The sequence below is a fragment of the Leucobacter sp. 7(1) genome (assembly GCF_900163635.1).
Taxonomy (GTDB): Bacteria; Actinomycetota; Actinomycetes; order Actinomycetales; family Microbacteriaceae; genus Leucobacter.
Genome location: NZ_FUID01000084.1, coordinates 1 through 13571, shown reverse-complemented (window position 1 = coordinate 13571; position 13571 = coordinate 1). Strand labels below are relative to the sequence as shown.

Below are 13571 nucleotides of genomic sequence, written 5' to 3'. Positions count from 1 at the left end.
AAGAACTGGCCCTCGCGGCCTGACTAGAACTGTCACCTGTTCCTGCATCAGACCCGACGCCGCCCCACCACCCCACTCCCCGCACCAGTTGCAGAGCTCGTCGGCTACGGACCCATCCCCGCGTCAGAAGCCGCCCTCATCGCCTACACCGCCCCCGTGTGGGAGGGCGTGTTCACAAGCCCCGACGGAGACGTCCTCTCCGTGGACCGCTACACCCCCACCCCGGAAATGCAACGCCGCATCACCGCGAGGGATCTCCACTGCCGCGCCCCCGCCTGCAGAGCCCCAGCACACCGCTGCGACATCGACCACACAATCGCCGCCAGCGACGGCGGACCCACAACAACCGCAAACCTCGCACTGCTCTGCCAGGCACACCACACCCTGAAACACCACAGTGACTGGAGTCTCACTCAACTCCCGGGCGGAACCCTGAAATGGGTGAGCCCTACCGGCCGCATCACGATCGACAGACCACCCAGCCGAGTCAGATTCAGCACCGACCCCGCACCACCCCGGCCCCGATCCGAACGGCCGACACCACCGTCCGAAGACCTCAACGCACCACACCCGTTCTAAGCGCACACGCGTCGCACCTCCCGCAAACTACTCGTGACCCCACGCCAGCCATAGCGACGCGTGACAAGGAACTGCGTCTCGGCGCGCTCCCAGCGGCACCGTGCCGGGCACCACACCAGGCACGGTCCAGGCGGTCCAGTCACAGTTCGGGCGTGCTACCGCCCGGCGAGCAGAGACACCGCCGCCCCGATGCCCGTACCCGCCCCGCGTCACCGGCGCCTAGGATGGACAAGTGACCCCGCACCACTTTGACCTCGCCTCGATCGGCGCGGGACTCCCCGTCGCCGCGGCTCACGCGGAACTCGCAGATGCGATCGCGAGCGGGGCCGCGGTGATCACGGCCCCGCCCGGCACGGGCAAGACCACATATGTGCCGCCGCTCGTGGCGAATCTGCTGGCGGATCAGCCCGGCGGCCTCGGCCGCATCCTCGTGACCCAGCCGCGGCGGGTCGCGGTGCGCGCGGCGGCACGACGCCTTGCGGCGCTCGACGGGAGCGCGACCGGCGGCCCCGTCGGATTCACAGTCCGCGGCGAACGCGAGGTCAGCGCGCAGTCGCGCATCGAAGCGCTCACTCCCGGCGTGCTGCTGCGCCGACTGCTTGGCGATCCCGCGCTCGACGGCGTGAGCGCGGTTATCCTCGACGAGGTGCACGAGCGCTCAGTCGACGGCGACCTGCTGCTCGGCATGCTCGCGGAGCTCCGGGAACTGCGGCCGGAGCTCACCGTGATCGCAATGTCAGCCACGCTCGATGCGGTCGGGCTCTCCGAACTCTTGCACGCTCCCGTCGTGGCCGTGCCTTCCCCGCTGCACCCGCTAGATATCGCCTACGCACCAGGGATCGGTCCACGGCTCGATGAGCGTGGCGTGACGCGGGAGTTCCTCCACCACGTCGCGCAGCTCGCTGTCACCGAACAGCGTGCGGCCGGCCACGACGCGCTCGTGTTCCTCCCTGGGGCACAGGAGGTCGACGAGGTGGTGCGGCAGATCCAGTCGCTCACGGCCGGACAGAGTGGTGATACCGCAATCGAGGCGCTCCCCCTGCACGGCCGTATTCCGGCGCGGGACCAGGACCGAGCGGTATCCGGGCGCCGTCCCGGAGAGCCTCACCGCATCGTGGTGAGTACTTCCCTCGCAGAAAGCTCGCTGACCGTGCCCGGCGTGCGGCTTGTTGTCGATGCGGGCCTGTCCCGGGAGGTGCGTCGAGACCGCGCACGCAGCATGACGGGGCTTGTCACCGTCAGTGCGGCGAGGGCAAGCGCCGAGCAACGTGCGGGCCGCGCCGCGCGCCAGGGGCCGGGCAAGGCCGTCCGAGCCTACTCGGAGACGGAGTTCGCCCGAATGCCGGCGGCAGCGCAACCCGAGATATTGTCCGCCGACCTCACCGACGCAGCGCTGTTGCTCGCCGCGTGGGGCACTCCGGGCGGCGCAGGCCTCCCGCTCCTCACTCCCCCGCCGAGCGCTGCGATGACCGAGGCCGTCGCCGAGCTCCATGCCCTCACCCTCACCGATGAAACAGGTCGCCCGACCGCGCTCGGTACCCGCGTCGCCGGGCTCCCCGTCGGCGTGCGCGAGGCCCGCGGTCTGCTCGCCGGCGCTGCCGAGCTTGGTGATGCCCGCGCAGCGGCAGAGGTCATCGCAGCGATATCCGACGATTTCCGGGAGCCCAATGCCGATCTTGGTGCGCTGCTCCGCGCGCTCCGAAGTGGCCGCGCCCCGGGTGCCGAGCGGTGGCAGCGGGAGAGCCGCCGCCTCGCCGGAATCGCTGCGGCGGAGGCGAGATCGAGCGCCGAATCACGCCCTCCCGAGTCCACCGGCGGCGCCGCCGGGATCGTCACCGCCCTCACCCGACCCGAGTGGATCGCACGCCGCACCGCCGAGCATTCCCGAAGCTACCTGCTCGCGAGCGGGACTCGAGCAGCCCTTCCCGAGGGCAGCCCGCTCCTCGCACAGGAGTGGCTGGCGGTGCGTGAGGTGCAGCGCGTCGAGGGCCGAATCGGCGACGGTACCGGGGCAGTGATCCGGCTCGCGGCAGGACTGACGGAGGAGGATGCGTTGCGCGTCGGCGCACCGCTCACCCGCACCGAGCGGATCGCGCGCGTAACCGACGGTCGGGTCCGGGTCCAAGAGCAGCGCCGACTCGGCGCGATCCTGCGCTCTGCGAGCCCGACAAAAGCCACTCCCGAGGACACTGGCCCCGCGCTCGCCGCGCACCTCCGCGAGGCCGGGCTCCACGCCCTCCGTTGGACCGAGGCGGCCACGACGCTGCGCGGCCGCCTCGGACTCCTGCACCGGGAGCTCGGCACCCCCTGGCCCGACGTCTCGGACGCCGGGCTCCTCGACGGGATCGACGCGTGGCTCGGGCCCGACCTCGCTCGGCTCGGGCCACAGTCCTCGCTGCACGGGATCGACGCTGCCTCGGCGCTGCGCCGGCTGCTTCCCTGGCCGGAGGCGGCCCAGCTCGACGCGCTCGCGCCCGAGCACCTCGCGGTGCCGTCAGGGTCTCGCATCCGCATTGCGTACCCCGACCCGAACGATCCGAGCGCCCGGCCCATCGTGGCGGTGAAGCTGCAGGAGCTTTTCGGCTTTGCGAGCACCCCGCGTCTCGCAGACGCTCGGACACCGATCCTGTTCCATCTGCTCTCCCCCGCCCGGAAACCGCTTGCGGTGACGGACGACCTGGCCTCGTTCTGGAGCGGCCCGTACCAGGACGTGCGAAAAGAAATGCGGGGGCGGTACCCGAAACACCCGTGGCCCGAAGATCCGTGGACAGCGGAGGCGACGGCGCGCACGAAGCGCGCGGCGCGCTAAGCCGCACAGAAACACAACGGGCCCCGGGAAAATCCCCGGGGCCCGTTGTGTTACGCGGATTACTTAGCGCGCGGCGCTGCCGTCGACGTAGTCCTCGTCAGTGGTCTGCCATGCGAAGAGCTTGCGGAGCTCACGACCGGTGGTCTCGATCGGGTGCGTCTCGCCCTTGGCGCGGAGTTCAAGGAACTCCTTACCGCCATTGTCCTGATCCTCGATGAAGCGCTTCGCGAAGGCACCCGACTGGATGTCCGCGAGAACGGCCTTCATGTTCTCCTTGACGGAGGGATCCACGACGCGGGGGCCGGAGACGTAGTCGCCGTACTCAGCGGTGTCGGAGACCGACCAGCGCTGCTTGGCGATGCCGCCCTCCCACATGAGGTCCACGATGAGCTTGAGCTCGTGCAGCACCTCGAAGTAAGCGATCTCGGGCTGGTAGCCAGCCTCGGTCAGCGTCTCGAAGCCGTACTGGACAAGCTGCGAGGTGCCCCCGCAAAGCACGGCCTGCTCACCAAAGAGATCCGTCTCGGTCTCCTCGGTGAAGGTCGTCTTGATGACGCCCGCACGGGTGCCGCCGATTGCCTTCGCGTAGGACTTCGCGGTGTCCCAGGCGGTGCCCGAGGCGTCAACCTCGACAGCGATGATGTCGGGGATGCCACGGCCAGCCTCGAACTCGCGGCGCACGGTGTGGCCGGGGGCCTTCGGTGCGACGAGGATCACGTCGACACCCTCGGGCGCCTCGATGTAGCCGAAGCGGATGTTGAAGCCGTGCGCGAAGGCAAGCGTCTTGCCCGCGGTCAGCTGATCCTTGATCGACTCGGTGTAGATTGTGCGCTGGTGCTGATCCGGCGCGAGGATCATGATGAGATCAGCCCAGGCCGCAGCATCAGCCACAGTCTTGACCTCGAAGCCTGCCTCTTCCGCCTTCTGGATCGACTTCGAGCCCTCCTTGAGCGCGATGACAACCTCGACACCGGAGTCACGCAGGTTCATTGCGTGTGCGTGTCCCTGGGAACCGTAGCCAACGACAGCTACCTTCTTGCCCTGGATGATCGACAGGTCGGCGTCTGCGTCGTAGTACATCTCAGCCACGTGGACTTCTCCTTTGATTTGCGGTTCATGTGTGCGCGGGTCGCGCACATGCGGTGGTGCGCGGTACGGAGACCGCGCGATTAGTTCTTAAATACTCGCTCGGAGATCGACTTCGAGCCGCGGCCCATCGCGATGAGCCCGGACTGGGCGATCTCCTTGATCCCGTACGGGTCAAGCACCTTCAGGAAGGCCTCGATCTTGGCGGAGTCACCCGTGACCTCAATCGTGAGGGCCTCGGGGACCACGTCGACGACGCGCGCCCGGAACAGGTTCACTGCTTCGAGGACGTGCGAGCGTGACTGATTATCGGCACGCACCTTGATGAGGACGTGCTCGCGCTGCACGGAGCTGGTTTCATCCAACTCCACGATCTTGATGACGTTCACAAGCTTGTTCAGCTGCTTCGTCACCTGCTCCAGCAGCGTTTCATCCTCGTCGACAACAACGGTGATGCGGGAGAGTCCGCGCATCTCCGTCGGGCCAACGGCGAGCGATTCGATGTTGAAACCGCGGCGGGCAAACAGGCCCGCCACGCGGGTCAGTAGACCGGGCTTATCCTCGACAAGGAGGCTGAGAACGTGACGACTCATGGTTACTCTTCCTCCCACTCGGGGGCGTGCTCAAGTGCATACTGGATATCGCTGTTCGACGTTCCCTGGCGGACCATCGGCCACACCATCGCGTCCGCGCTCACCACGAAATCGATCACCACTGGGCGATCATTTGTCTCGAGGGCGAGCTTGATCGCGTCGTCAACCTGGTCTTCGCGCTCCACACGGATTGCGAGGCAGCCGTACGCCTCCCCCAACTTCACGAAATCGGGGATGCGCTGCGAACCGTGACCGGTGTTGAGCTCGGTGTTCGAGTAGCGGCCGTTGTAGATCAGCGTCTGCCACTGCCGCACCATGCCGAGCGAGGAGTTGTTGATGACGGCAACCTTGATCGGAATGTTGTTCACCATGCAGGTGGCCAGTTCCTGGTTGGTCATCTGGAAGCAACCGTCGCCGTCGATCGCCCACACAACGCGGTCGGGTTCGGCAACCTTTGCGCCCATTGCGGCGGGAACCGCATAGCCCATGGTTCCTGCACCGCCGGAGTTGAGCCAGGCGTTCGGACGCTCATACTTGATGAACTGCGCAGCCCACATCTGGTGCTGCCCCACTCCAGCGGCGTAGACGCCCTCCGGACCGGTGAGCTCGCCGATGCGCTGGATCACGTGCTGCGGCGACAGGAGACCGTCGGTCGTTTCCTGGTAGCCGAGCGGGTAGCGCTCCTGCAACATCCGCAGTCGGTCCCACCATGCGGTGGTATCGGCGCAATCCCGGCCGATCTTCGCGGTGGACACGGCAGCGATGAGGTCCGCGATCACGTCCGCGGCGTCGCCCACAATCGGGACATCAGCGGCGCGGATCTTCCCGATCTCTGCCGGATCAATGTCCGCGTGGATCACCTTCGCGTCCGGGGCGAACAGCGCCGCCTTGCCGGTTACTCGGTCATCAAAGCGGGCACCGAGCGTGATGAGGAGGTCGGCCTCCTGCAGCGCGAGCACAGCCGGAACCGTACCGTGCATGCCGGGCATGCCCATGTGCTGCGGGTGCGAGTCAGGGAACACGCCGCGGGCCATCAGCGTGGTCACGACTGGCGCGCCCACGAGTTCGACAAGCTGCTTCAGCTCTTCTGCGGCGCCGGCGCGGTTCACGCCACCGCCCACGTAGAACACGGGGCGCTCGGCTGCGGCAATCAGATCGGCCGCGGCCTGGATCTGCTTGCTGTTTGCCTTCGTGATGGGGCGGTAGCCCGCCAGTTCAACCTGCGGGTCCCACACGAAGTCAAGCTCGCCCTCCTGCGCGTCCTTCGTGATGTCCACGAGAACGGGTCCGGGGCGGCCGGTCGACGCGAGGTGGTACGCCGCGGCGATCGCGCCGGGCACCTCCTGCGGCGTCGTCACCAGGAAGGAGTGCTTCGTGATCGGCATCGTAATGCCGACGATGTCTGCCTCCTGGAACGCGTCGGTCCCCATGAGGTGCGAGAACACCTGACCGGTGATCGCGAGCAGCGGCACCGAGTCCATGTAGGCGTCGGCAATTGCGGTGACGAGGTTCGTCGCGCCGGGGCCGGAGGTCGCGATACACACGCCCACCTCACCCTTGGCTGCGGCGTAGCCCTCGGCGGCGTGACCGCCACCCTGCTCGTGCCGGACGAGGATATGGCGCAGCTGTTCGGCGTCCATCAACGCGTCATACAGCGGGAGGACGGCGCCGCCGGGAAGCCCAAAGACGCTGGGCACACCCAGCGCTTCAAGGCTGCGCACGACAGCCTGGGCACCCGTCATCCGCTCGCCGCGCACCGCCGCGGAGGGATTGGGGAAACTTGCACTCGAATCCGAGGTCATTGATTGCTTTCCTGATCGGAGGTATGAGGCGATGACACGGGCGGCGACTCCGCGGTCGGAACGCACGGAGTCGACGCACTGCGCGGCTTAGCCGGTGACGGCGCCTTCGGAAGCCGACCGCACCAGCTTGGAGTACTTCGCGAGTACACCGCGAGTGTAACGCGGGGGAAGCGGGGCCCAGTCTGCTCTGCGGGCCTCGAGCTCAGCGGGTTCTACCAGCAGATCGAGCGTTCGTGCGACGATGTCAACCCGAATCAGGTCTCCGTCGCGGACCAGCGCAACCGGACCACCGTCCGTTGCCTCTGGTGCAATGTGGCCGATACACAGGCCGGTTGTGCCGCCTGAGAATCGTCCGTCAGTCAATAGTAGTACATCTTTGCCGAGCCCGGCGCCCTTAATGGCGGCGGTAATCGCCAGCATCTCGCGCATACCGGGGCCACCCTTGGGACCCTCGTACCGGATCACGACAACGTCGCCCTTGCCGATCTTGCCCTCGGTGAGCGCGTCCATCGCGGCGCGCTCACGATCGAACACGCGCGCGGGACCCTCGAACAGCTCCGCGTCGAAGCCAGCGGTCTTCACCACCGCACCCTCGGGTGCGAAGGTGCCATTCAGGATCGTCAGGCCGCCGTTTTCGTGCAGCGGGTTCTCCAGTTCGCGGATCACCTTGCCGTCGATCGGGGTCTTCACATCGGCGAGGTTCTCCGCCATCGTGCGACCCGTGACCGTGAGGACGTCGCCGTGCAGCAGGCCGGCGTCAAGCAGCGCCTTCATCACGACGGGCATGCCGCCCACGCGGTCAAAGTCCTGCGCCACGTACTGACCAAACGGCTTCATGTCCGCGAGGTGCGGGGTCTTGGCCCCGATCCGGGTGAAGTCATCAAGCGTCAGCTCAACCTCGGCCTCACGAGCGATCGCGAGGAGGTGCAGCACGGCATTTGTCGAACCGCCCAGCACCATCGCGACCGTAATCGCGTTCTCGAACGCCTGCTTCGTGAGGATGTCGCGCGCGGTGATCCCCTGGCGCAGCATGTTCACCACTGCCTCGCCGGAGCGGTGCGCGAAGTAGTCGCGGCGGCGGTCCGCGGAGGGCGGGGCCGCGGAGCCCGGGAGGCTCATGCCGAGGGCCTCGGCGACGCACGCCATCGTGTTTGCGGTGTACATGCCACCGCAGGCACCCTCGCCCGGGGCGATCGCGCACTCAACGCGGTGCAGATCCTCCTCCGACATGGTGCCGGCCTTGCACGCGCCGACAGCCTCAAAGGCGTCGATGATCGTGACCTGCTTCTCCGTGCCGTCTTCGAACTTCACCCACCCGGGTGCGATCGATCCGGCGTACAGGAAGACGCTCGCAAGGTCGAGTCGCGCGGCAGCCATGAGCATGCCCGGGAGCGACTTGTCACACCCCGCGAGCAACACGGTGCCGTCGAGGCGCTCCGCCATGACCACAGTCTCGACAGAGTCGGTGATGACCTCGCGCGACACGAGCGAGAAGTGCATCCCCTCGTGCCCCATCGAGATGCCATCGGATACGGAAATCGTGCCGAACTGCAGCGGGTAGCCGCCCCCAGCGTGCACGCCCTCTTTGGCGCCCTGGGCGAGCCGGTCAAGGCTCAGGTTGCACGGCGTGATTTCGTTCCAGGAGGACGCAATACCGATCTGGGGCTTATCCCAGTCCTCGTCGCCCATGCCGACCGCGCGGAGCATGCCTCGCGCTGCGGCCTTCTCGATCCCATCAGTGACGTCGCGGCTTCGCGGCTTCATGTCAATCTCTGCCATGAGGCAAGTCTATGCCCTCTCCCATGCCGCCACGGGCCTGCCCGATGATCCTGCGGCGTCCCCGCACACACAAAACGCGCCGCGGGCCTCAGCCCACGGCGCGTTCTGTCTATTCCGCGTTACTTGCCGAGCGCCGGCAACAGCGTGAACGGAAGGATGAAGCCGACTGCAGTCGCGACGAGCCCGCCGATGAATAGTCCAAGCTCAGCGGAGACCTCCATGGTCGGGTTGAAGCCGTAGCTCATCAGCACCATGCCACCGAAGGCAAGCACAACCGAGACGACAAACACGATCGCGGTGACCGCACCAACGCCGCCGCGCGAGCTTTCCTCGAACAGTGCACCATTTTCCTGCGAGCTCATATCTGCTCCGCTCCTTCACCCTGATTGGGCGCGGGGTGCTCCCCACGCAACGTGACGCCCCGCAGAGCGGAGTCCTGCGATCCAGACTATCTCACTCCCCACTGAACACTTCAGTCCCAGTAGGCTGATCAGCACACATCGAGAACGGAGGCCACGTGTCGATCGGAAAATATCTCACCAATCCCGGGGTTCTGGGGGCCGCGGTTGGGGCCGTTGGGACCGCGCGTCGCGCCGGATCCATGCGCAGAGACTGGCGTCGCTTCCTGGTTTGGGGCGTTTGGCTCCTGGGTCTCGCGCTCGCGGTTGCGAGCGTCGCGATGCAGGATCGGGACCGCGAGGATGAACTCGCGAACTGAGTTCCCCCGACGCGGGGCGACAACCCGGTAGGCTGGGACACGGTGCGTCGGGAAGTCTGGTCGACATTGTCATTGACCATGCCCGAATGAAAGCGAGCCCATGAGCCCGTCTTCCACAGTCCCCCCTGCCCAGCGCCCCCGTCGGCGCCGCGTTCTTGCCCTCGTGAGCAAGCGCGAGGCCGCACGTGTGAGCCGCCTGCTTCGCGCTGAGGTGATCGGCGGCGTCATCGTGATGATCGCTGCCCTCCTGGGCTTCATCGCCGCGAACAGCCCCCTCGCAGACAACTATTTCGCACTCCGCGACACGAAGATCGGCCCCGAAGCCCTGGGGCTCCACTTGAGCGTCGGCCACTGGGCCTCCGACGGCCTGCTCGCGATCTTCTTTTTCATGGTCGGGCTCGAACTCAAGCGCGAGTTTGTGGCCGGAGCACTCAGTCGTTTCTCAACGGCGATCGTGCCAGTCGCTGCCGCATTTGGTGGCGTCGCCGTGCCCGCCCTGCTCTATATCTCCTTCACCGCGGGCACTCCAGGGGCGCACGGCTGGGCGATCCCCACCGCGACTGACATTGCGTTTGCTGTTGCGGTGCTCGGACTCATCGCGCCACGGATCCCGCCCGCGCTCCGCATGTTCCTGCTGACGCTTGCCGTGGTTGACGACCTGATCGCAATCACGATCATCGCGGTCTTCTACACGGACAGCATCCAGTTCACTCCGCTCGCGCTCTCGCTAATCCCCCTCGCGCTGTACGCATTCATTGCGCGCAGATACGCGGCGCAGCTGGCCCGCTCCACGTGGGGGCCGTGGCTCGTGATGCTGCCCCTCGGGGCGGTCGCCTGGGCACTGTTCTACGCGAGCGGGATCCACGCGACAATCGCTGGCGTACTGCTTGCATTCCTGGTCCCCGTGAACGGAAAGCAGGGCACTCAGCTCGCCGAGACCTTTGAGCACCGCTTCCGGCCGCTCTCCACGGGGATCGCCGTGCCAATCTTCGCATTCTTCGCCGCGGGGGTCGCCGTGGGTGGCGCATCCCGTTTCCCGCTCGATCCCATCGCCCTCGGCATTATGGTCGGCCTGGTCATCGGCAAGCCGATCGGTATCGCGCTCACCACCTGGACGCTCACTCGCTTCACACGGGCCGAACTTGATCCGGCGGTCTCGTGGCGTGAGCTGATCGGCGTCGGCGCGCTCGCTGGCGTCGGGTTCACCGTATCTCTCCTGGTGACCGAGCTGAGCTTCTCAGATGCCGGGGACGCCGACACCGCGCGCCTCGCGGTCATGGCGGGCTCCGTGATCGCCGTGGCTGTCGCGGCCGCGTTCCTCGTGCGCCGGGATCGCCCACGCGCTCGCGCAGTGCACACAGACACCTAACCTTCCCGTTTCGGCCCCGTTCAGCCGCGTGACACGCGCGAGCTGCGGGGCCGAATTTGGGCGGCGGGCGCGGCCCGTGCTAACTTATATCTGTTGCCGCAAGCGCAGCGAGCACCTCTAGCTCAATGGCAGAGCAGCTGACTCTTAATCAGCGGGTTCCCGGTTCGAGTCCGGGGGGGTGTACAGATTAGGCCCGAGATCATCATGATCTCGGGCCTTTTGCGTTGCCTCCCGGCACCGCCCCTCCGTGCGCGGATAGACTGGCATGGCCCGTGCGCGTGGCACGAGGCTTCGCCCCGAAATCTTCCGGAGTTACCCGATGACTCGTCCCTCCCCCTCCTCAGACCTCGCGTTCGCGCTCGAGCTCGCGGATCTCGCCGATGCGGTGTCACTGCCGCGTTTTCGCGCTGCAGACCTCACGATTTCAACGAAACCGGATCGCACATATGTGACCGACGCGGATCAGGCTGTCGAGCGGGCGATTCGGAATCGCATCGAGGCCGCGCTGCCCGAGGACAGTTTCTTGGGCGAAGAGTCTGGGACCACGGACCGGGGGAACCGGCGCTGGATCATCGACCCCATCGACGGCACCTCGAACTTCCTTCGCGGTGTCCCCAACTGGGCAACGCTCATCGCCCTCGAGGTCGACGGCGTGCAGACTGTCGGCGTCGTGTCAGCCCCGGCGTTCGGGGCGCGCTGGTGGGCCGAGCTGGGCGGCGGCGCCTGGGGCCAGCAGTCGGGCGAGGAACCCCGCCGGCTCCACGTTTCGGGAGTGAGTGAACTCGAACACGCCTCCCTCAGCTTCCAGAGCATCGAGCAGTGGGACCTGGCAGGCTACCTCTCCCCGTTGATCACACTGAGCCGCGCAGTGTGGCGCGACCGCGCCTACGGCGACATGTGGTCGTACATGCTGCTCGCCGAGGGGCTCGTGGACATCGTCGCCGAGTTCGATGTGAAGCCCTATGATCTCGCTGCGCTCGTGCCGATCGTGCAGGAAGCCGGCGGTCGCTTCACCGACATCACCGGTGCCGACAGCGCTTGGAACGGCAGCTCGCTCGCAACAAACGGGGCGCTCCACGATGCCGTCCTCGACGTGGTCACCTCGGCACACCAGGCGACCACCGAAGGGGGACAGAACTCGTGAGCGGCGAGACACGGTCCCGCTCAGCTACGCTCACCCCCGCACTCGCACTCCTGTGCGACGCGGCGCTTGTTGTCCTCTTCGCGGCGCTCGGCCGCGGCAGTCACGCCCGCGAAGCCACCCTGCTCGGCCTCGTTGATACCGCCTGGCCGTTCCTTGCGGCACTGCTCGTATCCTGGGTCGCAGCACGGGCCTGGCGACGCCCCGCGGCACTGATTCGCACAGGGCTTCCCGTGTGGCTCGGCACCGTGGTGCTCGGGCTCGGTCTGCGCTGGATGACCGGGGGCGGCATGGCCCCCGCATTCATTGTCGTGACGCTGCTCACACTCGGGTTGTTCCTGCTCGGCTGGCGCGGGATCGCCGCGCTTGTCGGTCGGCTGCGACGCCCGCGCGCAGCATAGTGCCGAAAACCTCGCCGCGGGCCGGGCACAGCCCGCGGCGAGGTGGTTTCGGGAGGTTCGGCGCTCCTTAGCCGGCCGCGAGCATCTGCAGGGCAGCGACAGCGCGGTTGGAGAAGCCCCACTCGTTGTCGTACCAGGCGACGACCTTGACGTGCTTCCCGGAGACGTGCGTCAGCTCGGAATCAAAGATCGATGAGTGCGGGTTGCCCACGATGTCGGTGGACACGAGGGGCTCCTCGGAGTACTCGAGCACACCATCGAGGTGTCCATCGGCGGCCTCACGATAGGCGGCGAGTACTTCCTCGCGGCTCACCTCACGGGAGACTGTGGCGTGCAGTTCCACGATCGAACCCACGGGCACGGGCACCCGGAGCGAGCTGCCGGACAGCTTGCCGTCGAGCTGCGGCAGCACGAGGCCGATTGCCTTCGCCGCCCCAGTTGAGGTGGGCACGATGTTGAGGGCCGCGGCACGGGCGCGACGCAGGTCGGCGTGCGGGGCGTCTTGCAGACGCTGGTCCTGGGTGTAGGCGTGGACCGTGCTCATCGATCCGTACTCGATCCCGGCGAGGGTGTCGAGGACCTGTGCCAGCGGCGCGAGCGCATTTGTGGTGCACGAGGCGTTCGAGACGATCGTGTGCTGGGCAGCGTCATACTTGTCGTCGTTCACGCCCACAACCACGGTGAGGTCGGCACCCTTCGACGGCGCGCTAACAAGCACACGCCGGGCCCCGGCATCGAGGTGCTGGCGTGCATCGTCCGCCGCGGTAAAGAATCCGGTGGACTCCAGGACCGCGTCGATTTCAAGCTCCGCCCACGGCAGCTTCGCCGGCTCCCGCTCGGCAAACACCCGGATGCGGCGCTCGCCCACAACGAGAACGTCGCCGTCAACGCTCACATCAACGGGCAGTGTGCCGTAGAGGCTGTCGCGTTTCAGGAGGTGCGCGAGAGTGCCCGGATCAGTGAGGTCATTGATCGCGACAACCTCCAGCCCGCTATTCCCGTCCAAGATCGCTCGGAGTACGCCGCGTCCGATTCGTCCGAACCCGTTAATTGCTACCCGACCAGTCATGTCCCCGCGTTCTCCATTCCGTCGCACTGTGCGAACCCTCTGCTACCACCCTGGCCGGAGTCGCACGCCGCCGCGAGTGGCACTATAGCCACTCTTCGAACGGATCGTGCCAACCTGGGAAAACGCACCTCGCCGAGACCGCAATGAAGCACGCGACCGCTGGCCAGAAGGGTCATGATCGCGTTCTCGGCGGTTTTTTTGGGGGGGGGTAGGTGGAGTGGGAGG

Annotated in this window: 12 protein-coding genes and 1 tRNA gene; 7 read left to right on the top strand and 6 right to left on the bottom strand. The window is 66.9% G+C overall.

The window, feature by feature from the left end:
* Positions 1–228: 228 nt before the first annotated feature.
* Together FM113_RS18640 and hrpB are read left to right on the top strand one after the other, a co-directional pair.
* Positions 229–579, top strand: a complete 351-nt coding sequence (locus tag FM113_RS18640) for an HNH endonuclease signature motif containing protein (RefSeq protein ID WP_369676700.1) — start codon at positions 229–231, stop codon at positions 577–579.
* A 232-nt stretch (positions 580–811) separates the two neighbouring features.
* Positions 812–3388 (top strand): ATP-dependent helicase HrpB, encoded by a 2577-nt coding sequence (gene hrpB / locus FM113_RS15750; RefSeq protein WP_087015786.1) that lies wholly within the window; start codon positions 812–814, stop codon positions 3386–3388.
* Positions 3389–3451: 63 nt separating this feature from the next.
* On the opposite strand, the gene ilvC is transcribed toward hrpB, so the two are convergent.
* The 5 genes from ilvC to FM113_RS15725 form a co-directional block, all read right to left on the bottom strand.
* Complete coding sequence (ilvC, locus tag FM113_RS15745; protein WP_087015785.1) at positions 3452–4477, bottom strand: ketol-acid reductoisomerase; 1026 nt, start codon at positions 4475–4477, stop codon at positions 3452–3454.
* A gap of 80 nt (positions 4478–4557) precedes the next feature.
* Positions 4558–5067: an acetolactate synthase small subunit gene (ilvN, locus tag FM113_RS15740; protein ID WP_087015784.1), complete on the bottom strand. Its 510-nt coding sequence runs from the start codon at positions 5065–5067 to the stop codon at positions 4558–4560.
* Between the two features lie 2 nt (positions 5068–5069).
* On the bottom strand, positions 5070–6869 hold the full coding sequence (locus FM113_RS15735; protein ID WP_087015783.1) for an acetolactate synthase large subunit: 1800 nt from the start codon (positions 6867–6869) through the stop codon (positions 5070–5072).
* 87 nt (positions 6870–6956) lie between these two features.
* Positions 6957–8648: a dihydroxy-acid dehydratase gene (gene ilvD, locus FM113_RS15730; protein WP_087015782.1), complete on the bottom strand. Its 1692-nt coding sequence runs from the start codon at positions 8646–8648 to the stop codon at positions 6957–6959.
* Between the two features lie 119 nt (positions 8649–8767).
* A complete protein-coding gene (locus FM113_RS15725; RefSeq protein ID WP_087015781.1) occupies positions 8768–9010 on the bottom strand; it encodes a hypothetical protein in 243 nt (80 codons plus the stop codon).
* Between the two features lie 155 nt (positions 9011–9165).
* Between FM113_RS15725 and FM113_RS15720 the strand changes: the two genes are divergently transcribed.
* From FM113_RS15720 to FM113_RS15700, 5 genes are all read left to right on the top strand, one after another.
* The gene (locus tag FM113_RS15720; RefSeq protein ID WP_087015780.1) at positions 9166–9366 is read left to right on the top strand and encodes a hypothetical protein; all 201 of its coding nucleotides are present in this window, start codon (positions 9166–9168) and stop codon (positions 9364–9366) included.
* 100 nt (positions 9367–9466) lie between these two features.
* A complete protein-coding gene (gene nhaA / locus FM113_RS15715) occupies positions 9467–10735 on the top strand; it encodes a Na+/H+ antiporter NhaA (protein WP_087015779.1) in 1269 nt (422 codons plus the stop codon).
* Between the two features lie 111 nt (positions 10736–10846).
* Positions 10847–10918 (top strand) — tRNA-Lys (locus FM113_RS15710).
* Between the two features lie 136 nt (positions 10919–11054).
* Positions 11055–11879, top strand: coding sequence for an inositol monophosphatase family protein (locus FM113_RS15705; RefSeq protein ID WP_087015778.1), 825 nt, complete (start codon positions 11055–11057; stop codon positions 11877–11879).
* Entirely contained in the window at positions 11876–12277 is a 402-nt protein-coding gene (locus FM113_RS15700; RefSeq protein ID WP_087015777.1) for a DUF3054 domain-containing protein, read from the top strand. Before FM113_RS15705 ends, FM113_RS15700 begins: the two co-directional genes overlap by 4 nt.
* A gap of 67 nt (positions 12278–12344) precedes the next feature.
* Here FM113_RS15700 and gap read toward each other — a convergent pair whose 3' ends face one another.
* Positions 12345–13346: a type I glyceraldehyde-3-phosphate dehydrogenase gene (gene gap / locus FM113_RS15695; RefSeq protein WP_087015776.1), complete on the bottom strand. Its 1002-nt coding sequence runs from the start codon at positions 13344–13346 to the stop codon at positions 12345–12347.
* Between the last annotated feature and the right edge of the window lie 225 nt (positions 13347–13571).

Bases quoted from the DNA above. Each gene is read 5' to 3' on its own strand.
- nhaA (WP_087015779.1), top strand. From the start codon at position 9,467: ATGAGCCCGTCTTCCACAGTCCCCCCTGCCCAGCGCCCCCGTCGGCGC.
- FM113_RS15725 (WP_087015781.1), bottom strand. From the start codon at position 9,010: ATGAGCTCGCAGGAAAATGGTGCACTGTTCGAGGAAAGCTCGCGCGGC.
- gap (WP_087015776.1), bottom strand. From the start codon at position 13,346: ATGACTGGTCGGGTAGCAATTAACGGGTTCGGACGAATCGGACGCGGC.
- FM113_RS15705 (WP_087015778.1), top strand. From the start codon at position 11,055: ATGACTCGTCCCTCCCCCTCCTCAGACCTCGCGTTCGCGCTCGAGCTC.
- FM113_RS18640 (WP_369676700.1), top strand. From the start codon at position 229: ATGCAACGCCGCATCACCGCGAGGGATCTCCACTGCCGCGCCCCCGCC.
- ilvN (WP_087015784.1), bottom strand. From the start codon at position 5,067: ATGAGTCGTCACGTTCTCAGCCTCCTTGTCGAGGATAAGCCCGGTCTA.
- FM113_RS15735 (WP_087015783.1), bottom strand. From the start codon at position 6,869: ATGACCTCGGATTCGAGTGCAAGTTTCCCCAATCCCTCCGCGGCGGTG.
- ilvD (WP_087015782.1), bottom strand. From the start codon at position 8,648: ATGGCAGAGATTGACATGAAGCCGCGAAGCCGCGACGTCACTGATGGG.